The organism is Sphingomonas silueang (assembly GCF_040049155.1).
Taxonomy (GTDB): domain Bacteria; phylum Pseudomonadota; class Alphaproteobacteria; order Sphingomonadales; family Sphingomonadaceae; genus Sphingomonas; species Sphingomonas silueang.
In genome coordinates, this window is the sequence record NZ_JBDZDK010000002.1 from 1 (window position 1) to 22,206 (window position 22,206).

Here is a 22,206-nt window from a genome sequence, read left to right on the forward strand (position 1 = left end):
CAGCCGCACATGCGCGACCTTCACGCGCATCGGCTTGCCCGAGATCTCCACGTCCTCGTGGCTCCAGTCGAACTGATACGCCTCGCCCGGTCGGAACAGCAGCGGGATGAACGCCGGCGCATTCATCACGTCGCGACGCCGCGCCTGCCGCCAGCGGGCGGCATAGCGGCGCACCGCGTCGTATGAGCCGTCGAACCCCTCGCGCAGCAGCAGATCGTGGATACGCGTGAGGCGCAGCTTCTCGCGCCGCGGCCGTGCCTCGTCTTCCTCCAGCAACGCATCCAGTCGCGTCTGAAACGGCCCCAGCTTCGGCAGCGGCTGCACCTCCCGCCGGTAGCCCATGTCCGCCTCCGGCGCTCGGATCGCCTTGCGCACCACCTTGCGCGACAGGTGCAGGTCCCGCGCTATCGCCTTGATGGCCTTCCCCGACGCGTGCTCGCGCCGGATCCTCAACACCGTCTCCAATACCAGCATCCCGATCTCGCCGCCTGACACACCGCCAAGCGAACAGCCTAGACCACCGGGATGAGGGGTCCTTTTTCGACGCCGATCACCCCGCTACCGGGGTCCCTTTTCCACGCCGATCCACAGCTTCATCTTCATGCGCTCGGCCGGCACGCGCCAGACCTTTTCGGCGAAGTCGATCTCGCTCCACTTCGCCTGCCGCAACTCTCCCGGGCGCAGGAAGACATGCGGCGCGATCCTGAGTGCATGCAGGGTCTCGGGCCGGCCCGTGTACCCGTCGATTGCGCGCAGCAGGTCGCCGACCTTCTTAGGCTCGACGATCGCGGCATGATGCTTGACCCTGGGAACAGTAAGGGCGCCGCGCAGGATGTCGGCTGGATTGCGCTCGGTGCGCAGGGTCGCGAAACCATAGCGGAAGACACGGCCGGCGAAGGAGCGGAGCCGAAGCGCCGTCTCATGATGCCCGCGACGCTCGACCCGCTTCAGCACGTCGAGAAGCTCATGCGGGGTGATCGCCGCGATCGGGCGCTTGGCGATGCCATCGAGGAGTTCGAGGAACCAGCGCGCTTTCTTGATGGTAGCGGGGGAACGGCCCTCGCGCTCCATCTTCTCGATATATTCCCCGGCGACGAGCGCGAACGTCGTCTGCGCCGCCAGTTCGGCCTTCAGCCGCCGCTGGCGCTTTTCCTCGACGGGATCGATCCCGTCATCGAGTTCGGCCTTGGCCTCGTCGCGCTTCCTGCGCGCCTGCACCAAGGTGACATCGGGGAAACTGCCCAGCGAAAGTTTCCGCTCGATGCCGCAGCACCGGTAGCGAAAGCGCCAGAGCAGGGCGCCGGATGGCTGCACCAGTAGATACAGGCCGTCCGAATCGGCCACCTTGTAGGGACGCTCTGCCGGTTTCAGCGCCCGGATCTGCACAACCGTAAGCATGGGGCCACGCCTCCTGCAACGTTCGTGGCCCCATGATTCGTGGCCCCTTTTGAGTGGGCCACGGCGGAACATAATGAGATTTCACGGGACCGCCGAGAGGCATTTTACCGCAGATTTCTGCGGTTTTCCAGCTTTGTTCCGGGGACGTGATGGTGCCGCTTACAGGACTCGAACCTGTGACCCCCGCATTACGAATGCGATGCTCTACCAACTGAGCTAAAGCGGCGTGGGGCGTCGTGCGTCCCAGGCGGCGGCGCTTATCAGCGGGTCGCGGGCGTGGCAAGAGTGTTGTCCCAAGTTTTTGGGTGTGCAGCGGCTTTACGGGTCGTTTACTGCACCACGGGCAATAGGGTGCGAGGATCGGGCGGCGGCGTCGCCCATGGGGACCGATGATGGACATGGCACGCGGACCGGGCGAACAGGGCGGCGAGGACGATCGCGACGGGATCGGCGGCGAAGCCGTGGCGATCGGCACCGACGAACGCCGGATGCAGGTGCGCGCCTACAACCACTGGATCGCGCTGCTGCGCGGGCGCAACTGCCCGTCGATCGACGATCTCGATCCGGCGGGCATCGCCGATTTCGGGCCGAACAGCGTGCTGCTCGACTTTACGCAAGGGCGCGACGATCCCGCGATCCGCTTCCTGGGGCATGCGCTGCGGGCCGAAAGCGGGGCGGATTCGTCGATCAGCCGGCTGTCGCAGGTTCCGGCGCGTTCGCTGTTGTCGCGGCTGACCGATCATTATCTCCAGATCATCGCCAATCGCGCGCCGATCGGGTTCGAGGCGGAATTCGTCGGCACGCGCGGCCATCCGATGATGTATCGCGGCATATTGATGCCCTTTTCGTCGGACGGCGAGACGATCGATTACCTCTATGGCGTCATCAACTGGAAGGAGGTGGTCGATCCGACCACCCAGTCGCAGTTGCACGCCGAACTGGCCGCATCGCGCCGTGCCGCACCGCGCCCGGTGTCGACCGCCGCGGCCTGGGCCGATGGTCCGAGCGCACCGCTGCCCGACGCGCCGGGCGAGGCGGCGGAGGGCCCCGCCCCCTCCCCGATCGAGCGCGCGCGACGCCTGCCGGGGATCGGCGGCGTGGCGGTCTCGGCGGGGGCGGACGAGTTCGTGCTGCTGCTGGCGCGCGCCGACGATCCGGGGACGGTGGCGGTGCTGGGCCGGGTCGATGCCGATCCCGAACAGATCGAGCGTGCGATCGGCCAGATCGCGGGCTGAACCCACGGGATTCGGCACATCGGGACCGCGACTTCAGCCACTTGCGGCCATCGGGGGCGGCGCGATCGCCCGGCGCTTGCCGCAGGCCGGACGATGCCCGTCGTCCCGCGGTGTACGATAATTACCGCAACGCGACATTTTGTTCGCAAGTGCCACAAGGGTTGAGCCTGTCATTTTCCGCGCGCATAGCGCGGCCATGACACCAAAAGCCAAGCTCGCCCGCCCGCTGGAAACGCTGCTGGTCGACAGCGCCCTTCCCGGCGAAATCGAAGGTCTGGACGCCGCCGCGCGCGCCGATGCCGCACAGTTCGTGGCCGCCGCCGCCGCGCACCGCTCCCCCGGCACGGTCAGCGTCGCGCTGGAGACGCTGAACCGGGGCGATGCGCGGCGGATGCGCCTTGCGGTCGTCAACGACGACATGCCGTTCCTGGTCGATTCGATCGCGGGCACGATCGTCGCCCACGACATCGCGATCGACCGCATCCTCCACCCGGTGGTCGCGGTGGAACGCGATGCGGCGGGTACGCTGACCGGCATCGACGGCGCGGGTCGTCGCGAATCGATGATCTATATCGAGATGGAGCGCGCCGACGCCCGCGTCCGCCATGCGCTGGTCGCCGAGATCGAGCGCAATCTCGACCATGTCCGCTTCGCCGTGGCCGACTGGCGGGCGATGCAGGCGGCGATGCGCGCCGATGCGGCCAGCCTGAGCGCCGACGCGGCCACCGCCGAGGATGCGGCGCTGCTCGACTGGTTCGTCGGCGGCAGCCTGACGCTGCTGGCGCACGAACGCTGGTCGCGCGACGGCACCGTGTCGCAGCGGCTCGGCCTGTCGCGCGCGAAGCTGGAGGTGCCGCTGCTGGCCGATGCGTCGCGGCGGCGGGCGATCGAATGGTTCGACGCGGGCAATGTCCAGCCGCTGCTGCTCAAGTCCAACTGCATCTCGACCGTGCATCGCCGCGCGCCGATCGATCTGGTGCTGGTGCCGATCCGCGAAGGCGGCGCGGTGACGGGCCTGTCGATCCATGGCGGGCTGTGGACCAGCGCGGCGTTGCAGGCCGATCCGGCGGAGGTGCCGGTGCTGCGTCGCAATCTGGCGGCATTGCGCGCCAAGTTCGGCTTCGATCCGCACGGCCATGCGGGCAAGGCGCTGTCCCACGCCATCTCGGCACTGCCGCACGACCTGACGACCGCGCTCAACCCCGACTCGCTGGAGCAACTGGCGCTGACCGCCATGTCGGTCGCCGATCGCCCGCGCTCGCGGCTCGTGCTGATCCGCTCGGCGCTGGGACGGCATCTGTTCGCCTTCGTCTGGCTGGGGCGCGACGACGTGACGACGCAGCGCCGCCTCGCGATCGGCGAGATGCTGGCGCAGGCCGCCAATGCCGCGATCCTCAACTGGTCGATCGCGATGGAGGACGGCGAGGCGGCGCTGCTGCGCTTCGTGCTCGACCTGCGGCAGGACGGACGGATGCCCGACACCGCCGAACTCGACCGGCGGATCGAGCGGATGGTGCGCGGCTGGCGCCCCGCCGTCGAGGCGGCGCTGGCCGAGCGGGTGCCCGACGGCGCGACCCGGCTGGCGCTGCGCTTCGCCAACGCCTTTCCCGCCAACTACCGCAATTCCAACCTGCCCGACGAGGCGGCGCGCGACATCGTGCGCGTGGCGGGCCTGACCGATGCCGATGCACGGTCGGTGCGGATCATCGGCGGCGACGCCACCGGCCTGCGGATCAAGGTCTATCGCCGGGGTGGCGCGCTGCCGCTGTCGGATGCGGTGCCGGTGTTCGAGAATTTCGGCTTCCGCGTGATCGAGGAACTGCCGACCCGGCTGGAGGACGACGAGAAGAGCTACATCCACGACTTCGAGGTCGCGCTGGCATCGGGCGGCCCCGTGCGGTTCGACTATACCACGGTCGAACATGCGATTCAGGCGGTGCTCGAGACCCGTGCCGAGAACGACGCCTTCAACCGCCTGACCGTCGAGGCGGGGATCGCGCCCGCCGCCGTGGTGCTGCTGCGCGCGTGGTTCCGCTATCTGCGCCAGACCGGGGTCAGCTACAGCCTTGCCACCGTGGTCGATGCGCTGCGCCGCGCGCCCAGGGTCGCGACCGCGCTGATCGAGCGGTTCAACGCCGCGCACGATCCGTCGCGGAGCGACCGCGACGCCGCGATCGCCGCTGCCGATGCCGCGATCGAGGCGGGCCTCGATGCCGTCTCCGCGATCGACGACGACCGTATCCTGCGCAGCTATCGCGGGGTCGTCGCGGCGACGCTGCGCACCAACGCCTTCGCCCCCGCCGCGAACGAGGCACTGGCGTTCAAGCTGGACAGCGCGCAGGTGCCCGGTCTCCCCAAGCCGCTGCCGTGGCGCGAGGTGTTCGTGTACAGCCCCCGCGTGGAGGGCATCCACCTGCGTGCCGGCCCGGTCGCACGCGGCGGCCTGCGCTGGTCCGACCGGCGCGACGATTTCCGCACCGAAATCCTCGGGCTGATGAAGGCGCAGCGGGTCAAGAACGCGGTGATCGTGCCGACCGGGGCCAAGGGCGGCTTCTATCCCAAGCAGCTCCCCAGCCCCGCCAACCGCGACGCATGGACGGCGGAGGGGACCGAGAGCTACCGCATCTTCATCCGCTCGCTGCTGTCGATCACCGATAACATCGTCGAGGGCAAGGTCGTCCATCCGGATCAGGTGACGGTGTGGGACGGCGAAGACCCCTATTTCGTCGTCGCCGCCGACAAGGGCACCGCGACGTTCAGCGACGTGGCCAATGCACTGGCGCTGGAGCGCGGCTTCTGGCTCGGCGATGCCTTCGCGTCGGGCGGCAGCGTCGGCTATGACCACAAGGCGATGGGCATCACCGCCAAGGGTGCGTGGATTTCGGTCCAGCGGCACTTCCTCGAACTGGGCGTCGATGTGCAGACCCAGCCGATCGATGTCGTCGGCTGCGGCGACATGTCGGGCGACGTGTTCGGCAACGGCATGCTGCTGTCGAAGGCGATCCGGCTGAAGGCGGCGTTCGACCATCGCCACATCTTCCTCGACCCCGCGCCCGATGCGGCGGCGAGCTGGGCCGAGCGCGACCGGCTGTTCGCCCTGCCCCGCTCGAGCTGGGCCGACTACGACCCGTCGCTGATCTCGGAGGGCGGCGGCGTGTTCCCGCGCACCGCCAAGACGATCCCGCTGACTGATGCGGTGCGCGCCATGCTGGGGGTGAGCGAGCGCGAGATGGAGCCGTCCGCGCTGATCTCGGCGATTCTACGCAGCCCGGTCGACCTGATCTGGTTCGGCGGCATCGGCACCTATGTGAAGGACCGCGCCGAAAGCCACCTCGACGTGGGCGACCCGGCGAACGACCGCATCCGCGTCGATGCGCAGAGCCTGCGCGCCAAGGCGATCGGCGAGGGCGCGAACCTGGGCGTCACCCAGGCGGCGCGCATTTCGTTCAGCATGCTCGGCGGGCGGATCAACACCGACTTCATCGACAATTCGGCGGGCGTCGATTGTTCGGACAATGAGGTGAACATCAAGATCGCGCTGAACCGCGAGGTGATCGAGGGGCGGCTGGTGCAGGACGACCGCAACGCGCTGCTGGCGCGGATGACCGACGATGTCGCCCACCTCGTGCTGGAGGACAACCGTCTCCAGACGCTGGCGCTGTCGGTCATGGAGAATGACGGTCCGGTCGCGGTGCCGAGCTATGTCCGCGTGATCGAGATGCTGGAGGCGGCGGGCAAGCTCGACCGCGCGGTCGAGGGGCTGGGCGGCAACGACGACTATCTGCGCCGCGCGCAGGACGGGCGCGGGCTGACCCGGCCCGAACTCGCGGTGCTGCTGGCAAGCGTGAAACTGGCGTTGCAGGAAGCGATCGAGGCCGCGCCGCTCGCGACCGACGACGATATGGCGGGCGACCTGCTCGCCGCCTTCCCAAGGGAAATGCAGGAGACGCAGAAGAAGGCGATCCTGTCGCACCGGCTGCGCGGCGAGATCGTCGCGACCAAGCTGGCCAACCGCATCGTCAACCGGCTGGGCGTGCTCCACGTATTCGAGCTGGCGGAAGAGGAAGGCGAGGCGCTGGCCGATATCGCGGCGATGTTCGTCGCCGCCGAGCGGCTGTTCGACGTCGATGCGCTCTACGACCGGATCGAATCGGCGGACATTCCCGAGCGCGCGCGCATCGCGCTGCTCGACGAGGTGGCGGTGGGCGTGCGCTCGCAGATCGCCGACCTGCTGCGCGCCTTCCCGGCGGGCACCACCCCGGCGCATGCCGTCGCGCATCTGTCCAAGGGGGTGGCGACGCTGGCGACCCAGGCCAAGGCGCTGCTCCGCGCCGAAGCCGCGCAGCAGCGCGACCGGATCGCGGGCGTGTTGCAGGATGCGGGCGCGCCGGGCGAACTGGCGGGTCAGGTCGTGCGGCTGTTCGAGCTGGACGGCGCGGTCGGCCTCGCCGACCTCGGCAAGCGGCTCAAGCTCGACGAGACGAAGCTGACGCAGGCGTTCACCCACCTCGGCTTCGCGCTGGGGCTGGACTGGGCGCAGGCGGTGGCGGCGCGCATCCAGACCGGCGATCCGTGGGAACGGCTGCTGATCGCGGGGCTGGCGCGCGATTTCCAGCAGCTGCGCTTCGACTTCCTGAACCGCAAGGCGGGCAAGGACCCGCAGGCGGCGGTCGAGGCATGGCTGGAGGCGAATCGCGCCCGCGTCGCGCAGTTCGCCGCACTGGTCCACCGCGCGCGGCAGGCGCCGGTACCGGGCGCGGCGATGCTGGCGCAGATCGCCGGACAGGCACGGGTGCTGCTGGGGCGGTAGCCGCCTGATCCTCCCCGGCACGGGGAGGGGGACCATCCGCAGGATGGTGGAGGGGGGTGTCCGCGAACGCCGGTGTTGCGTGCGGGGAGTGCCCCCTCCACCACCGCTGCGCGGCGGTCCCCCTCCCCATGCCGGGGAGGATCGTTGCAGGGCGATCGCGCGCACCCCACATCCGATCCTCGGAAAAGGATCGCCCATGCCGCTCGCCCGTCGTCGCCTGCTCGAACTCACCGGCCTGACCGGCCTTGCCGCGCTGATCGGCTGCGCGCCGGAAAGCGAGGCCGCGCCGAACTTTCCGTTCAAGCTGACCGACGCCCAGTGGAAGGCGCGCCTCACCCCCGCGCAATATGCCATCCTGCGGCAGGAGGGGACCGAACGCCCCTACAGCAGCGCGCTCAACCGGGAGAAGCGGCGCGGCATCTTCGCCTGCGCGGGCTGCACCCGGCCGCTGTTCGCCTCGACGACCAAGTTCGAGAGCGGGACCGGCTGGCCGAGCTTCTACGCGCCGCTCAAGGGGGCCGTGGCGACCCGCACCGACCGCTCGCTGATGATGACGCGGACCGAGGTGCTGTGCAGCCGCTGCGGCGGGCATCTCGGCCATGTGTTCGACGACGGCCCGCCGCCGACCGGCAAGCGCTATTGCATGAACGGCGATGCGATGACCTTCCGCCCCGCCAGCGCCTGAAACGACACCGGCCCGGCGCTCCTGGGGAAGCGCCGGGCCGGATAAACGTCGTGACGGGGACGGTCAGTTGGTCGGCGCGGCGTGCGCGACCTGCGCCGGGGCGATCGAGGCAACCACCACCGGGACCGGCGACGGGGCCTTGGCGATCACCAGCGGCGCGTCGAACGGGGTGACGTGCGGGGCACGGCCCGAATAGATGAAACCGTTGGTCGGATAGGTCGAGGTGCCGAGCCCGCCGACCGGCCCGAACCACACCCGCACTTCGCTCCAGTCGCCGTTCGCCGAAACGTCGATCGCGCGCACATCGCGCTCGATACCGCCGCGACGCGACCAGTTGGCATGGGTCAGCAGCACTTCGCGCTCGCTCACCACCTTCGACACCATCGCGACATGGCCGAGCCGCATCCGCGAGGTGGCGGCAAAGGACAGGACCGCGCCTTCCTTCGGAGCGTGGCCGCGCTCGTACTTGCCCGCCGCCTGGTTCCACCAGGTATGGGCATTGCCGAAGATCTCGACACCCGAAATCTCGCGGGCATAGGGCGCGCACTGCCAGAAGCGTGCCTGCGCCGGTGCCACCATCGTCAGGGCGCACGAAACCACCAGCGCAAAACGCGCTGCCAAACCACCGAACTTCATCTGACCCCCAGGCCCCGTGAAACGTTGTGAGCGTCTTCAAGCAGGGTTCATCGCCCACGGAAACCCCGCTGACAGGTCGTCGGGAACCTTTTCCGATGAAGCGTGTTGCCCCGGCGATGACCCGCGAAACCGCCCTTCGAGCGCGGTCGTTCGGCAGCGGTCGTTACGCCCGCGATCGCCCCCTGACGCCGCTTCCCCTGATTCGGTGCGCTGCGGCCTGCACCCGTATGAATGCGACGAACCGCATGACGAGAATGTTGCAACGCAACAGGCGTTATGTTCGGATGTGTCGTCGACGGGTGCCCGGATGCTGCCGTTCAGCAAGCTGTTAACCAGCTTCGGGCAATCTCCCGTCGGTTGTACTCGGGCGGGGAGAAAGACGATGGCGAAAGCAGGCAGGCCGGCGGAAGGGGCGATGACCCTTGCCGAGATGAAGGAATTCGCGAGCTTCACCGCAGCGACGCAGCGCTACATCCGCCGCTCGCTCGACATCGGGCTGGACCGCGACGACGCGATGCAGCGCTGGTCGCGCGACATGGTGGAGGCGGCGAGCATCCGTGCACAGGTTCGCGTCTACGACCGGTTGCCCGATATCCGCGCCTGCATCCCCGACGACAGCGGGCTGGACGCGGTGGAACCGTTCATGACGCCGCTGCTGCTCGTCACCGCCTTTGATCTGGGACAGGGGCGGCTGACCACCTTCGGCGCCTATCGCTTCCTCTACGAACGGCTGGTGGGTGCCGAGGCGCGCCCGTGGCTGCCCGCCGCCTTCTGCGCGTCGGCGGCGCTGCCGCACCTCCATCCCGACCTGCGGCGCAAGCTGCTCCAGTCGCTGAGCGAGGCGGCGGCGACCGCTTCGGGCTGGTCGCTGCGGCAACCGGCCTTCTATCCGGCGTGGGTGGAGAAGGTGGAGACCGGCGCGGCGATGCACTGACGCGCCCGGACCGGCGGATCAGCCGCAGGCCCCGCCCATGCCGCGATCCGCCTGGTCGAGATGGAAATGGTCGCGGTGCGCCGCATTGTAATCGGGCGACAACACGGTCGAGAACACGCCGCACGCCCCGTCGCGCACCTCGCGCAGGAACGCCGCCTTGTCGGCATCGCCCCTGCCCTGCCCCGCCGTCCAGTCGCCGACCACGCTGATCCGGCGACCGTCATCCAGTACGAAGGCGGCGATATCGATCGCGTTGGCCGTGGCGTGCTGGCTGAACGCGCCCGAATCGCGGCCATAGAGGCGGCGGCAGTTGTAGCTGCCGAAATGCTCGATCCGGGCGACGCCGGTGCCGAAGCGGGCCTGCGCGGCGGGCTGCACCACCTGCCACTCCCATAGAGCGAGGCCGGTCGCGACGCGGCACGACACGCCGACATCGGCGGGGGCATAGGCGGTGGTGCGCGCCCCGCCGGTGCGCAGCCGGACGGCATCGGCATAGCCGCACTGTTCGCCGCCCTCGCGCGGCGGCAGCGCGCTGTAGCGGACCCCGGCCTTGTCGAGCAGCGCGCGGCATCCGGCGAAGTCGTCGCGCAACGCGCCGATCTTGCCGCGGGTGAACATGCCGATCGGCTGCGAGAGGTCGAGCGGGGTCCATGGCACGTCCTGCGGCCGACTGCGGACGAAGACGTAGAGCGCGAAGCCGATCGCCGCGATCACCGCCAGCCATAGCAGCGCGCGCAGGCCGCTCGTCAGCGCGCGGACCGGCGGCGGCTTCATCCGCGCGTCGCCCGGTCGCGACGCTCCGCCGTCACCGGATAGCCGAGATCGTCCGGAATGCAGATCCAGTCGCCGTCCGTGCGCGACTCGATCCACGGCACGATCGTGCGCACCGGCCACGCCCGCGCGGCGGCGAAGGCGACGGCACTGTCGCCATGCGTCGCGAGGCGTTCGAGCACCCGGCGCGTCGGGAACAGCAACATCGCCTCCCCCCGGTCGTTCGCCGCCAGCACCTCGGCGGCGGTGGTCCAGAAGGCGCGGACATTCTCGGTGCCGTCGACCTGCGGATCGGGCGCGTCGTCCGGCGCCGTGGCGAGATAGAAATGCGTGTCGAACACCCGCACCGGCACATGATCGGGTCGCCAGCGGGCATAGGGCACCAGCCCCGACACGTCGACCGGCCCGACCGCGCCGATCGTCGCGCCCGCCGCGAGGCTGGCCCGGATCGCCACAGCATCGCCCGACAGGCCGACGGCGATGCCCGCCTCCTCCACCGTCTCGCGGATCGCCGCCAGTCGCGGTGCCAGGTCGTCGTCGCCCATCGCCGCTGCCAACGCCCGGTCGCCGGGGTCGATCCGCCCGCCCGGAAACACCAGCGCCCCGGCGGCGAAGGCGAGTGTCGGCGCGCGCTCGACCATCAGCACCTGCGGCAGGCCGTCCGGTCGGTCGCGCAGCAGGATCAGCGTCGCGGCGGGGATCGCGGCGGTCATGGTGCAGTCACCAGCCGCCAGCCCCCGGGCAGATAGTCGAGCGACATATAGTAATAGAAGCCGCACGACCGGTCGCCGCGATAGCTGCTGCCCTTGAGCAGCCCGATCGCGGTCGAGCCGATGAAGACCGGCCCGCCGCTGTCGCCGCCCTTGCAGCCGGGCCCGGCGACCGCGACCCATTGCGGCAGGCACGCCCCGCCGCACAGGTCGCCCGAGGGCGCGAAATCGACCATCAGCACCCGCGCGCAGCTATAGCCCGATCGTTCGCCCCGGTGGCACACGATATCGCCGACGCGGGTCGCCGCCCGGCTGCGCTGCGCGGTGACGGTGCGCACCTCGCTGCGTGCCGCATCGGCATAGAATAGCGGGCGGATGGCAGCGGGCGTCTCGCCCAGCTGCACGTCCTGATATCCCCAGCCCCATTGGCCGAGGAACGCCAGCGGCGTCGCGCGACCGTCGGTGCCGATATGGTCGAGCTGGTCGGGACAATGGGCGGCGGTGACGATCCCGCGCCGCACGCCGTCGGTGACGACGAAACCGGTCGTACAGATGAAGCGTACGCCGCTGACCGGATCGGGGCCGATCACCCGCGATCCGCCGACGACCTCACCGGGCGCGACCGGCGGCACCGGCGACACGTCGGGAGCCTGCAATTCGCTGTCGGGCCGGTCGGCGGCGGCGAGGCGGACGGGCACCCCCGTCAGCCGCTCCAGCCGTTGCCGCAGCGCGGCCCGATCGCCCGCCGCATCGGCGAGGCCGATCATGACCACCAGTTCGCCGCGTCGCGGGTCGATTCCCATGGCGGGCGGACGCGCCAGCATCGCCCGGATCGCCGCCTGATGCTGCCGCAGTGCGGTCAGCAGTTCGGCATGGGTCGCCCTGGCCCCGGTGCGGAAGCGGCCGACGACCACGCTTTCGCCGACACGCACCGCGACGTCGGCGACCGGCCTGCGCCCGGTCAGCAGCACGTCGATGTCGCCGCCCGGATCGAGCGCCAGCCCGGCCAGCCGGTCGCGATACCGGCCTTCCAGCCATAGGGTCAGTGCGACACTCGCCGCCTGCCTGCGCAGTTCGGCGAGCGATTCGACCGGATCGCGACCCTCGACCCGCGCGATGTCGGCGGCGTCGCGGGCGAGCGCGGCGTCGGGCGCGATCGGCTGTGCCGCGGCGACCGGCGCCGCCAGCGCCGCCAGCAGCAGCGCGACCGCCATCCCCTTAGTCGAGACGACGCGCCAGTTCCTTGTTCAGCACCAGCGCCGCCAGCGTGCCGACCGCACCCGACAGCAGGTAGAGGCCCGAAGCGATCAGCCCCAGCTTGCCCGCCAGCGCCAGCGCGACCAGCGGCGCGAAGCCCGCCCCGAACAGCCATGCGAGATCCGAGGTCAGCGCGGCGCCGGTATAGCGCGAATCCTTGGCGAAGTTCGATGCCACCGTCCCCGACGACTGGCCGAACGACAGGCCCAGCAGGATGAAGCCGGTGATCATGAACGCGATCTCACCCGCGTCGCCGCCGTTCAGCAGCAGCGGCGCAAGGCCGGAGAACAGCGCGATGGCGATCGCGCCGAAGCCGAGCAGCGTCCGCCGCCCGACGTGATCGGCCAGCACGCCCGAAATCACGATCGCGAAGATGAAGAAGATCGCGCAGGCCGTCTCGATCCACAGGAAACGCGCGATTTCCTGGCTGGTGAACAGGAAGATCCACGACAGCGGGAACACGGTGACCATGTGGAACAGCGCGAAGCTGGCGAGCGGCACCAGCGCGCCGATCGCGATCGTCTTCCACTCGCGGCCCACGGTCGGCAGCACCGGCGACGCCTTCAGCTCGCGGTTCTCGAACAGCGCGGTATATTCGGGCGTCACCACGATGCGCAGCCGCGCGAACAGCGCGACGACGTTCAGCGCGAACGCCACGAAGAACGGATAGCGCCAGCCCCAGCTGATGAAGTCCTCGGCGCTCATATAGGCGGTGAAGAAGGCGAACAGCGCGCTCGCCACCATCAGCCCCAGCGGCGCGCCCAGCTGCGGGATCATCGCATACCAGCCGCGCCGGTCCTGCGGCACGTTCAGCGCCAGCAGCGAGGCGAGCCCGTCCCATGCGCCGCCGAGCGCGATCCCCTGCAGGATGCGCAGCGTCGCCAGCAGGATCGCCGATCCCGCGCCGATCGCGGCATAGCCGGGCAGGAAGCCCATCGCCACCGTCGCGGTGCCGAGCAGGAACAGCGCGATCGTCAGCTTGGTCCCGCGCCCGTGCCGCCGGTCGATCCACATGAACAGCAGCGTGCCGAGCGGTCGCGCGAAGAACGCCAGCGGGAACAGCGCAAAGGAATAGAGCGTGCCGGTCAGCCGGTCGACGTACGGGAAGACCAGCTGCGGGAACACGATCACCGACGCGATCGCATAGACGAAGAAGTCGAAGAATTCGGACGTGCGCCCGATGATGACGCCGATGGCGATCTCTTCGGACTGGACGCTGATCTCCGCCTCGCCGTTGGCGGACGTGTTGACCGCCCGGGCATCGGCCTCGAGATCGCGGGAATGGACGAAGGCCTCGGCCATGGGGACTCCAGAGCAAGCGCGCACGCGCGCATCGGAAACAGACTATGCGCCCGTTATCGCAATGCACCAAACGCGGGGATAGGACAAAATGTCCTATCGCAGTGCAGCATGGATCGGCATAGGTCGCGCGCATGAACCTGCCCCGCTCGCTCCCGTGGCATCGGCCACTGCGTTCGCTCCTGCCGCTTGGTGCCCTGTCCCTGCTGGCGGGCTGCAATACGGTCGTGCTCAACCCCGCCGGCGACGTCGCGCGGCAACAGGCCGACGTGCTGATGATCTCGGTCGGCCTGATGCTGCTCATCATCGTGCCCGTCATGGCGCTGACCGTCTGGTTCGCGTGGAAATATCGCGCCGCCAACGAGAAGGCGACCTACAAGCCCGACTGGGACCATTCGACCGCGCTGGAACTGGTGATCTGGTCGGGGCCGCTGCTGATCGTCATCGCGCTCGGCGCGCTGACGTGGATCAGCACCCATCTGCTCGATCCCTATCGCCCGATCGGCCGCATCTCGGCGGAGAAGCCCGCCACGCCGCGGGATGCCCCGCTGGAGATCCAGGTCGTCTCGCTCGACTGGAAATGGCTGTTCATCTATCCCGAACAGGGGATCGCGACGGTCAACCGCCTCGTCCTTCCGGTCGATCGGCAGGTGCGGTTCCGCCTGTCGTCGTCGTCGGTGATGAACACCTTCTATGTCCCCGCGATGGCGGGCATGATCTACACCATGCCCGGCATGGAGACGAAGCTGCACGCGGTGCTCAACAAGCCCGGCAATTTCGAGGGCATGTCGGCGCACTATAGCGGCGCGGGCTTCTCCTACATGAACTTCCGCACGATCAGCACCGATCAGGCCGGGTTCGACCGCTTCGTCGCGGGGGTGAAGGCGATGCCGAACCGGCTCGACACCGCGCGCTACCTCGAACTCGAAAAGCCGAGCGAGAAGGTGCCGCCGATGGGCTTCTCCGGCGTGGAACAGGGGCTGTTCACCCGCATCGTCCAGATGTGCGTGAAGCCGAACACGCCGTGCATGACCGAGAGCATGCACCACGGCATGGGCCATGGCGCGCCGACCAACAGCCGCATCCCGCCCGAGGGCGAGCGGACCAAGGGCGCGCTGGAGAAATCGCCCTCCGAATATGGCGTGAGCCCGCACAGCAGCGGCGACGCTCCCGAAGGATCGAAGGCCGCCCCCGGCGCCGCCGATCCCGGCAGCGGCGCCAACCGTAACATGACCCGCCTCGCGCCCGTCGCGATCCCGGGCCGCCCCGCTCCGGCGCAAGGCTGAGACACATCATGTCCGACACCCTCACCAAGATGATCTTCGGGCGCCTCACGCTCGAAAGCTTCCCGATCCACGAGCCGATCATCGTCATGACCTTCATCGCGGTCGCCATCGGCGGCGCGGCGGTGCTGGCGGCGCTGACCTATTTCAGGCTCTGGGGCTATCTGTGGAAGGAATGGTTCACCACCGTGGACCACAAGCGCATCGGGATCATGTACATGATCCTCGGCATCGTCATGCTGCTGCGCGGCTTCGCCGACGCGATCATGATGCGCGCGCAGCAGTCGATCGCCTTCGGCCAGAACGAAGGGTTCCTGAACGCGCACCACTATGACCAGGTGTTCACCGCGCACGGCGTCATCATGATCTTCTTCGTGGCGATGCCGCTGGTGACCGGGCTGATGAACTATATCGTCCCGCTCCAGATCGGTGCGCGCGACGTGTCCTTCCCGTTCCTGAACAACTTCAGCTTCTGGATGACCGCCTCGGGCGTGGTCATCGTGATGGCCAGCCTGTTCGTCGGCGAATTCGCGCGCACCGGCTGGCTCGCGTTCGCGCCGCTGTCGGGGCTGGACTATTCGCCCGACGTGGGGGTCGACTATTATATCTGGGCGTTGCAGCTCGCGGGCGTCGGGACGCTGTTGTCCGGCGTCAACCTGATCGCCACCATCGTCAAGATGCGCGCCCCGGGCATGGGCCTGATGAAGATGCCGATCTTCACCTGGTCTGCGCTGGTCACCAACATCCTGATCGTCGCCGCCTTCCCGGTGCTGACCGCGGTGCTAGCGCTGCTGTCGCTCGACCGCTATGTCGGCACGAACTTCTTCACGAACACGCTGGGCGGCAACCCGATGATGTACGTGAACATGATCTGGATCTGGGGCCACCCGGAGGTGTACATCCTGATCCTGCCCGCGTTCGGCGTGTTCTCCGAGATCGTCTCGACCTTCTCGGGCAAGCGGCTGTTCGGCTATACGTCGATGGTCTACGCGCTGCTGGTCATCACCATCCTGTCGTATCTGGTGTGGCTGCACCATTTCTTCACCATGGGGTCGGGGGCGAGCGTCAACTCGTTCTTCGGCATCACCACGATGATCATCTCGATCCCGACGGGCGCGAAGATCTTCAACTGGCTGTTCACCATGTACCGCGGTCGCATCCGCTACGAACTGCCGATGATGTGGGCGATCGCGTTCATGCTGACGTTCACAATCGGCGGCATGACCGGCGTGCTGCTCGCCGTGCCGCCCGCCGACTTCGTGCTGCACAACTCGCTGTTCCTCATCGCCCACTTCCACAACGTCATCATCGGCGGCGTGGTGTTCGGGATGTTCGCGGGGATCAACTACTGGTTCCCCAAGGCGTTCGGCTTCAAGCTGGACCGCAAATGGGGTCTGGTCAGCTTCTGGTGCTGGTTCGTCGGCTTCTGGGTCGCGTTCACCCCGCTGTATGTGCTGGGGCTGATGGGCGTCACCCGTCGCCTGCGTCACTTCGACGATCCGTCGTTGCAGATCTGGTTCATCATCGCCGCGGTCGGCGCCGCGATCATCGCGGTCGGCATCGCCGCCTTCCTGATCCAGATCGCCGTCAGCATCATGAACCGCGACAAGCTGCGCGACGTGACCGGCGATCCGTGGGGCGGGCGCAGCCTCGAGTGGGCCACCTCGTCGCCGCCGCCGGACTATAACTTCGCGTTCACGCCGGTCGTCCACGACATGGATGCGTGGTACGACATGAAGAGCCACAAGTACGCGCGGCCGACGGAGGGCTTCGCCGCCATCCACATGCCGAGCAACACATGGGCGGGCATCGTGCTGGCGGGGCTGTCGACCGTGTTCGGTCTGGCGATGGTCTGGTACATCTGGTGGCTGGCGGCGCTGTCGTTCGTCGCCGTCATCGGCACCGCGATCTTCCACACCTTCAACTACAAGCGCGACTTTCACATTCCGGTGGAGGAAGTCGTCGCGACGGAGCGGCAGCGCACTGCCGACCTCCAGGCCGCGGGGGCATAACAATGGGTTCGTCGGTACAAGTCCCCGCAGGCGCGGCGGAACGCGCCTACCACCTCGCGGAGGAGCATGAGCATGCGGCGGGGTCGAGCACCATGCTCGGCTTCTGGCTCTATCTGATGAGCGACTGCCTGATCTTCGCCATGCTGTTCGCAGCGTACGGCGTCTATTCGGGCAGCACCGCGGGCGGGCCGGACGCCAAGGAACTGTTCGACCTGCCGCTGGTCGCGCTGAACACGGCGATGCTGCTGTTCTCGTCGATCACCTACGGCTTTGCGATGCTGTCGGCCGAGGAAGGCAAGAAGGGCGCGACGCTGCGCTGGCTCGCCGTCACCGGCGTGTTCGGCCTGTGCTTCCTCGGCATCGAACTCTACGAATTCAGCCACCTGATCCATGAGGGCGCGGGGCCGCAGCGCAGCGCGTTCCTCTCCAGCTTCTTCACGCTGGTCGGCACGCACGGGCTGCACGTCACCTTCGGCATCGTCTGGCTGGTGACGCTGATGGTACAGGTCGCCAGGCACGGGCTGGGCGCGGCCAACATGCGCCGCCTGATGTGCCTGTCGCTGTTCTGGCACTTCCTCGACGTCATCTGGATCGGCGTCTTCACCTTCGTCTATCTGCTGGGAGTCCTCTGATGGCGGGCCACGCTCACCACGACGCGCATGGTCACGGGGGCCATGGCGACGCGCCTGCGCACGGGTCGCGCAAGGAGTATGTCATCGGCTTCCTGCTGTCGGTACTGCTGACCGCGATTCCCTTCGGGCTGGTGATGTCCGGCGTGATCGCCGATGCGCGCATCACCGCCGGGATTGTGATGGTCTGCGCGGTCGTGCAGATCGTCGTCCACATGATCTACTTCCTGCACATGAACACCAAGTCGGAGAACGGCTGGACGCTGATGGCGCTGATCTTCACGGTCGTGCTGGTCGGCATCACCATCGCCGGGTCGCTGTGGGTCATGTATCACATGAACATCAACATGATGCCGCAGATGAGCGGAGACATGAGCGCGATGTGAGCGTGCGGCGCGTACTGCCGGGGGGCATGATCGCCCTCGTCATCACCGCCCTGATCGGGCTGGGCGTGTGGCAGTTGCAGCGCCGGGCGTGGAAGCTCGACCTGATCGCGCGGACCGGGGCGATGGTGAAGTCGCCCCCGGTTCCTGCCCCGCCGCCGGGCGCGACGGTCGGGCGCGAGGACGAATATCGCCCGGTCATCGCCACCGGGCGATACCGCGCCGGGGCCGACACCTATGTGCAGGCGGTGACGGTGCTGGGCGGCGGCTTCTGGGTCGTCACGCCGCTCGATACCGGGCGCTTCACCGTGCTGGTCAACCGCGGGTTCGTGCCGTCCGACGAGCGCGGCAAGGTGCCGCCACCGATCGAACCAGTCACCGTGCGCGGCCTGTTGCGGATCACCGAGCCGGGCGGTGCCTTTCTGCGATCGAACGACCCCACCGCCGACCGCTGGTATTCGCGCGACGTGGCGGCGATCGCCGCGGCGCGCCGGGTCGGGCCGGTCGCGCCCTATTTCATCGATGCCGCCGCGACGCCGGGGCAGAAGTGGCCGCGCGGCGGGCTGACCGTCGTGGCGTTCCGCAACAACCACCTCGTCTATGCGCTGACCTGGTTCGGCCTCGCCGCGCTGCTGGGCGGCATGACGTGGTGGGCGGTGCGGCGGCGCGCTGCCGACTGACCGGCACGCCTTACCGGCACGCCTTCTTCGTCCTACATGGCGATGATGCAGCCTGCCGCCCCCGCCGCGCTACCGCGCCCGTCCGCCCCGGCCGAAGGGGTCGGGCGCAACATGCTGCTGCTGGTGCAGTTGCGCTGGCTGGCGGTGGGCGGGCAACTGGCGACGATCCTCGTCGTCGACGGACTGCTCGGCATCCGCCTGCCGCTGGTGCCGATGGCAAGCGTGCTGGCCGCGCTGGTGCTGCTCAACCTCGTCACCCTCGCCCGCCGGTCGCGCTGGAGCGATACCAACCTGCCGCTGTTCGCCGCACTGGTGCTCGATGTCGCGGCGCTCAGCGCGCAACTCTATCTGGCCGGGGGGGCGCGCAACCCGTTCGTGTCGCTGTTCCTGCTGCAGGTGGTTATCGGCGCGATCCTGCTGGAATTCTGGTGGAGCTGGGCGCTGGTCGCGATCACCGGGGGGGCGTTCGCGCTGCTGGGTGCGTTCTACCGTCCGCTGGCATTGCCGCCGGGCTATGCCAGCAGCCTGTCGGCGCCGTATCTGATCGCCAACTGGGTGAATTTCGTGCTGGCGGCAGTGCTGCTGGTCGCCTTCGTCACGCGCATCGCCGCGAACCTGCGCAACCGCGATGCCAAGGTCGCGCAACTCCACAATCGCGCGGTGGAGGAGGAGCATATCGTGCGCATGGGCCTGCTCGCCAGCGGGGCCGCGCATGAACTGGGCACGCCGCTCGCCTCGATCTCGGTACTGCTGGGCGACTGGAAGACCGAACCGGCGATCCGCCGCTCCCCGCGCCTCGCCGCCGAGGTCGAGGACATGCGCGCCGAGGTCGCGCGGTGCAAGGACATCGTGTCGGGCATCCTGTTCGCGGCGGGCGAAGTGACCGGCGAGGCGCCGACCCGCACGACGCTGCGCACCTTCCTGACCGATACGCTCGATCGCTGGTGCGGCAGCGATCCGACGCGCGCGCGGTTCGAGGACCGGCTCGGCCCCGACATCCCGATCGTCGCCGACCGTGCGCTGGCGCAGGCGCTGACCAACCTGCTCGACAATGCGGTCGAGGCGGGCGGGCGCGAGATCGCGCTGCTGGCGCTGCGCGACGGGGCGATGCTGCGCCTGACCGTGCGCGACGACGGCAACGGCTTTTCCGCGCCGGTGCTGTCGCGGCTGGGCAAGCCGTACAATACCAGCAAGGACCGGCAGGGCGCGGGCCTCGGCCTCTATCTCGCCACCAACGTGCTGCGCCCGCTGGGCGGCACGATCGAGGCGATGAACCGCGACGGCGGCGGCGCGGAGACGACGCTGGTCCTGCCGATCGAATCGCTGGCCTTGGAGAAGACGCGATGACCACCCCCCGCCTGCTGATCGTCGAGGACGACGCCACCTTCGCCCGCACCCTCGCCCGCTCGTTCGAGCGGCGCGGCTATCAGGTGGAGGCGATCGGCGGTCCCGACCGGCTCGACGAACTGGCGCGCGACTTCCGCCCCGGTTTCGCGGTGGTCGATCTCAGGCTCGGCGGTGCGTCGGGGCTGGCGTGCGTGTCGGCGCTGTCGGCGATCGACCCCATGATGCGGATCGTGGTGCTGACCGGTTTCGCCAGCATCGCGACTGCGGTGGAGGCGATCAAGCTGGGGGCGACCAACTACCTCACCAAACCCGCCAACACCGACGAGATCGAGGCCGCCTTCGCCAAGGTGGAGGGCAACCCGCAAGTCGACCTGACCGCTGCTCCCACCTCGATCAAGACGCTGGAGTGGGAACATATCCACCAGACGCTGGCCGATACCGGATTCAACATTTCGGAAGCGGCGCGACGGCTGGGGATGCATCGCCGCACGCTCGCGAGAAAGCTGGACAAACGGCATCTTTCCTGAACGCAGGGGGTGCGAATACCCCCCTGCCCTGTGCTAGGAAGCGCATAAGGGGAACGGTTCATCGTGCGGCAGGTTCGGTCGGGTATAGACTCCACCGCACGCGAAGAGTGTTGAAGGATGAAAGCGATTTTCGATCACCGCCACCGCCTTGCCGCCCCGCTCCGCCGCCTGATGCTGGGCGGCGCGGCGCTCGGGGTTGCCGGTACCGCCGGCGCGCAGGTGCTGCCCCCGCCGGTCGTGCCGACACTGCCGCAGACGACGGGCGTCGCCCAGTCGATGCCGGTGCTGACCCCGGCGCAGGAGAGCGAACTCGCCCGGCTGATCGCGCGCGACGAAGTGGCGCAGGGGCTGAAGGACCGCGAGCCGCAACTGGCGGCGCTGAGCGGCCCGGCGCTGGTGCAGGCGGCGCTCGACCATGCGCGCGCGGTGCGTTCGGGGCGGCTCGACACCGCCGATTTCCAGAAGGACTGGGCGATGCGCCCGCAACCCTTCGATCCGCTGCCGTCGTTCCGCGCCGCGGTGGCGCAGAACCGGCTGGCGTCGTGGGTCGCATCGCTGCCGCCGCCCTATGCCGGATATGACACGCTGGTCGCGGGGCTGGCGCGCTATCGCAAGATCCAGGCGGCGGGCGGCTGGGGCACGATCGGGGCCGGGTCCGAACTGAAGCTCGGCGGACGCGGGCCGCAGGTCGCGGCGCTGCGCAAGCGGCTGGCGGCCGAAGACCCGGAGGTTTCGGCGACCGGCGACGTATTCGACCAGTCGCTGCTGGATGCGGTGCGCCGCTCCCAACGCCGCTACGGCCTGAACCCGCAGGGGCAGGTCGGCGCGCAGACCGTCGCCTCGCTCAACGTGCCGGTGTCGGAACGGATCAAGCAGATCAAGGCGAATATGGAACGGTGGCGCTGGCTGCCGACCCAGCTCGAGAAGGACCGCATTCAGGTCAATATCGCCGCCGCCGTGCTGACGGTGTTCGACGGCGACCAGCCGGTCACGTCGATGAAGGCGGTGACGGGCCGTCCGGGCGACGAGACGCCGATGCTGACCTCGACGATCCATTCGATCGTGCTCAATCCGCCGTGGAACGTGCCCTCCTCGATCGCCGAGAAGGAGCTGTGGCCGAAGGAGCGGGCGAACCCCGGCTATCTGAAGCGCAACGGCTTTCGCGTGATCGATACCGGCGGCGGCGGCAAGCGGCTGCAACAGGCGTCGGAGCGTAGCGCGCTCGGCCGGTTCAAGTTCGATTTCGACAATCCGTTCGCGGTGTATCTCCACGACACGCCGGTGCAGTCGGGGTTCGACAAGTTCGACCGGCTGGCCAGCCACGGTTGCGTGCGCCTCGAAAAGCCCGAGGATCTGGCGCGGATGCTGTTGCGCACCACGCCCGAATGGAGCGACACGCAGATCGACGCGACGCTGGCATCGGGCAAGACCGTGCGGGCGCAGGTCGCCAATCCGGTAAAGGTGTATCTGCTGTACTGGACCGCCTTCGCCACGCCGAACGGTACGATGAGCTTCCGCGAAGACCCGTATAAATGGGACGGCGTGCTGGCGAACAAGATCGCCGCGCGCTCGGAAAAGATGCAGGTGGCCGCGCGATGAAAGGGACCGGA

The 22,206-nt window shown here is 68.7% G+C and carries 19 protein-coding genes and 1 tRNA gene; 12 read left to right on the forward strand and 8 right to left on the reverse strand.

Annotated features, from left to right (window positions below; all coding sequences use genetic code 11):
• The 3 genes from ABLE43_RS02020 to ABLE43_RS02030 all read right to left on the reverse strand — a co-directional run.
• On the reverse strand, positions 1-474 hold a 474-nt coding region (locus tag ABLE43_RS02020; protein ID WP_484592966.1), incomplete at its 3' end, for an IS21 family transposase.
• A gap of 84 nt (positions 475-558) precedes the next feature.
• Positions 559-1,386: a tyrosine-type recombinase/integrase gene (locus tag ABLE43_RS02025; RefSeq protein WP_348976811.1), complete on the reverse strand. Its 828-nt coding sequence runs from the start codon at positions 1,384-1,386 to the stop codon at positions 559-561.
• Positions 1,387-1,548: 162 nt separating this feature from the next.
• Positions 1,549-1,624: transfer RNA gene (locus ABLE43_RS02030), tRNA-Thr, on the reverse strand.
• A 172-nt stretch (positions 1,625-1,796) separates the two neighbouring features.
• Here ABLE43_RS02030 and ABLE43_RS02035 point away from each other — a divergent pair.
• The 3 genes from ABLE43_RS02035 to msrB all read left to right on the forward strand — a co-directional run bounded on the left by ABLE43_RS02035 (position 1,797) and on the right by msrB (position 8,128).
• A complete protein-coding gene (locus ABLE43_RS02035; protein WP_425475223.1) occupies positions 1,797-2,633 on the forward strand; it encodes a PAS domain-containing protein in 837 nt (278 codons plus the stop codon).
• 196 nt (positions 2,634-2,829) lie between these two features.
• Positions 2,830-7,443, forward strand: a complete 4,614-nt coding sequence (locus tag ABLE43_RS02040; RefSeq protein WP_348976812.1) for an NAD-glutamate dehydrogenase domain-containing protein — start codon at positions 2,830-2,832, stop codon at positions 7,441-7,443.
• Positions 7,444-7,639: 196 nt separating this feature from the next.
• Complete coding sequence (gene msrB / locus ABLE43_RS02045; RefSeq protein ID WP_348976813.1) at positions 7,640-8,128, forward strand: peptide-methionine (R)-S-oxide reductase MsrB; 489 nt, start codon at positions 7,640-7,642, stop codon at positions 8,126-8,128.
• A 63-nt stretch (positions 8,129-8,191) separates the two neighbouring features.
• On the opposite strand, the gene ABLE43_RS02050 is transcribed toward msrB, so the two are convergent.
• Positions 8,192-8,764: a CHAP domain-containing protein gene (locus ABLE43_RS02050; protein WP_348976814.1), complete on the reverse strand. Its 573-nt coding sequence runs from the start codon at positions 8,762-8,764 to the stop codon at positions 8,192-8,194.
• Between the two features lie 382 nt (positions 8,765-9,146).
• Between ABLE43_RS02050 and ABLE43_RS02055 the strand changes: the two genes are divergently transcribed.
• Positions 9,147-9,698 carry a hypothetical protein gene (locus tag ABLE43_RS02055; RefSeq protein ID WP_348976815.1) on the forward strand — a complete coding sequence of 184 codons (552 nt, stop codon included), beginning with the start codon at positions 9,147-9,149 and terminating at the stop codon, positions 9,696-9,698.
• An 18-nt stretch (positions 9,699-9,716) separates the two neighbouring features.
• On the opposite strand, the gene ABLE43_RS02060 is transcribed toward ABLE43_RS02055, so the two are convergent.
• The 4 genes from ABLE43_RS02060 to ABLE43_RS02075 are packed head-to-tail and all read right to left on the reverse strand — an operon-like array spanning position 9,717 to position 13,738.
• Complete coding sequence (locus ABLE43_RS02060) at positions 9,717-10,472, reverse strand: extensin-like domain-containing protein (protein WP_348976816.1); 756 nt, start codon at positions 10,470-10,472, stop codon at positions 9,717-9,719.
• Entirely contained in the window at positions 10,469-11,182 is a 714-nt protein-coding gene (locus ABLE43_RS02065; RefSeq protein WP_348976817.1) for an NUDIX hydrolase, read from the reverse strand. Before ABLE43_RS02065 ends, ABLE43_RS02060 begins: the two co-directional genes overlap by 4 nt.
• The gene (locus tag ABLE43_RS02070; RefSeq protein ID WP_348976818.1) at positions 11,179-12,393 is read right to left on the reverse strand and encodes a chymotrypsin family serine protease; all 1,215 of its coding nucleotides are present in this window, start codon (positions 12,391-12,393) and stop codon (positions 11,179-11,181) included. Before ABLE43_RS02070 ends, ABLE43_RS02065 begins: the two co-directional genes overlap by 4 nt.
• A 4-nt stretch (positions 12,394-12,397) precedes the next feature.
• The gene (locus ABLE43_RS02075; protein ID WP_348976819.1) at positions 12,398-13,738 is read right to left on the reverse strand and encodes an MFS transporter; all 1,341 of its coding nucleotides are present in this window, start codon (positions 13,736-13,738) and stop codon (positions 12,398-12,400) included.
• Between the two features lie 131 nt (positions 13,739-13,869).
• Between ABLE43_RS02075 and cyoA the strand changes: the two genes are divergently transcribed.
• The 8 genes from cyoA to ABLE43_RS02115 all read left to right on the forward strand — a co-directional run bounded on the left by cyoA (position 13,870) and on the right by ABLE43_RS02115 (position 22,195).
• Entirely contained in the window at positions 13,870-15,021 is a 1,152-nt protein-coding gene (gene cyoA / locus ABLE43_RS02080) for a ubiquinol oxidase subunit II (RefSeq protein WP_348976820.1), read from the forward strand.
• A gap of 8 nt (positions 15,022-15,029) precedes the next feature.
• Entirely contained in the window at positions 15,030-17,030 is a 2,001-nt protein-coding gene (gene cyoB, locus ABLE43_RS02085) for a cytochrome o ubiquinol oxidase subunit I (protein WP_348976821.1), read from the forward strand.
• 2 nt (positions 17,031-17,032) lie between these two features.
• The gene (gene cyoC, locus ABLE43_RS02090; protein WP_348976822.1) at positions 17,033-17,662 is read left to right on the forward strand and encodes a cytochrome o ubiquinol oxidase subunit III; all 630 of its coding nucleotides are present in this window, start codon (positions 17,033-17,035) and stop codon (positions 17,660-17,662) included.
• Positions 17,662-18,045, forward strand: coding sequence for a cytochrome o ubiquinol oxidase subunit IV (gene cyoD, locus ABLE43_RS02095; protein ID WP_348976823.1), 384 nt, complete (start codon positions 17,662-17,664; stop codon positions 18,043-18,045). Before cyoC ends, cyoD begins: the two co-directional genes overlap by 1 nt.
• Positions 18,046-18,071: 26 nt before the next feature.
• A complete protein-coding gene (locus ABLE43_RS02100) occupies positions 18,072-18,722 on the forward strand; it encodes an SURF1 family protein (protein ID WP_348977131.1) in 651 nt (216 codons plus the stop codon).
• Positions 18,723-18,767: 45 nt separating this feature from the next.
• Positions 18,768-20,069, forward strand: coding sequence for an ATP-binding protein (locus ABLE43_RS02105; RefSeq protein WP_348976824.1), 1,302 nt, complete (start codon positions 18,768-18,770; stop codon positions 20,067-20,069).
• Positions 20,066-20,596 carry a response regulator transcription factor gene (locus ABLE43_RS02110; RefSeq protein ID WP_348976825.1) on the forward strand — a complete coding sequence of 177 codons (531 nt, stop codon included), beginning with the start codon at positions 20,066-20,068 and terminating at the stop codon, positions 20,594-20,596. Before ABLE43_RS02105 ends, ABLE43_RS02110 begins: the two co-directional genes overlap by 4 nt.
• A gap of 117 nt (positions 20,597-20,713) precedes the next feature.
• On the forward strand, positions 20,714-22,195 hold the full coding sequence (locus ABLE43_RS02115) for a L,D-transpeptidase family protein (RefSeq protein WP_348976826.1): 1,482 nt from the start codon (positions 20,714-20,716) through the stop codon (positions 22,193-22,195).
• The last annotated feature ends 11 nt before the right edge of the window (positions 22,196-22,206 follow it).

What these genes read in the sequence shown, in the direction of transcription:
- ABLE43_RS02075 (WP_348976819.1), bottom strand. Translation starts at nt 13,738, where the DNA reads ATGGCCGAGGCCTTCGTCCATTCCCGCGATCTCGAGGCCGATGCCCGG.
- ABLE43_RS02035 (WP_425475223.1), top strand. Translation starts at nt 1,797, where the DNA reads ATGGCACGCGGACCGGGCGAACAGGGCGGCGAGGACGATCGCGACGGG.
- ABLE43_RS02065 (WP_348976817.1), bottom strand. Translation starts at nt 11,182, where the DNA reads ATGACCGCCGCGATCCCCGCCGCGACGCTGATCCTGCTGCGCGACCGA.
- ABLE43_RS02055 (WP_348976815.1), top strand. Translation starts at nt 9,147, where the DNA reads ATGGCGAAAGCAGGCAGGCCGGCGGAAGGGGCGATGACCCTTGCCGAG.
- msrB (WP_348976813.1), top strand. Translation starts at nt 7,640, where the DNA reads ATGCCGCTCGCCCGTCGTCGCCTGCTCGAACTCACCGGCCTGACCGGC.
- ABLE43_RS02115 (WP_348976826.1), top strand. Translation starts at nt 20,714, where the DNA reads ATGAAAGCGATTTTCGATCACCGCCACCGCCTTGCCGCCCCGCTCCGC.
- ABLE43_RS02100 (WP_348977131.1), top strand. Translation starts at nt 18,072, where the DNA reads ATGATCGCCCTCGTCATCACCGCCCTGATCGGGCTGGGCGTGTGGCAG.
- ABLE43_RS02040 (WP_348976812.1), top strand. Translation starts at nt 2,830, where the DNA reads ATGACACCAAAAGCCAAGCTCGCCCGCCCGCTGGAAACGCTGCTGGTC.
- ABLE43_RS02105 (WP_348976824.1), top strand. Translation starts at nt 18,768, where the DNA reads ATGCAGCCTGCCGCCCCCGCCGCGCTACCGCGCCCGTCCGCCCCGGCC.
- ABLE43_RS02060 (WP_348976816.1), bottom strand. Translation starts at nt 10,472, where the DNA reads ATGAAGCCGCCGCCGGTCCGCGCGCTGACGAGCGGCCTGCGCGCGCTG.
- cyoD (WP_348976823.1), top strand. Translation starts at nt 17,662, where the DNA reads ATGGCGGGCCACGCTCACCACGACGCGCATGGTCACGGGGGCCATGGC.
- cyoC (WP_348976822.1), top strand. Translation starts at nt 17,033, where the DNA reads ATGGGTTCGTCGGTACAAGTCCCCGCAGGCGCGGCGGAACGCGCCTAC.
- cyoA (WP_348976820.1), top strand. Translation starts at nt 13,870, where the DNA reads ATGAACCTGCCCCGCTCGCTCCCGTGGCATCGGCCACTGCGTTCGCTC.
- ABLE43_RS02050 (WP_348976814.1), bottom strand. Translation starts at nt 8,764, where the DNA reads ATGAAGTTCGGTGGTTTGGCAGCGCGTTTTGCGCTGGTGGTTTCGTGC.
- ABLE43_RS02110 (WP_348976825.1), top strand. Translation starts at nt 20,066, where the DNA reads ATGACCACCCCCCGCCTGCTGATCGTCGAGGACGACGCCACCTTCGCC.
- ABLE43_RS02070 (WP_348976818.1), bottom strand. Translation starts at nt 12,393, where the DNA reads ATGGCGGTCGCGCTGCTGCTGGCGGCGCTGGCGGCGCCGGTCGCCGCG.
- cyoB (WP_348976821.1), top strand. Translation starts at nt 15,030, where the DNA reads ATGTCCGACACCCTCACCAAGATGATCTTCGGGCGCCTCACGCTCGAA.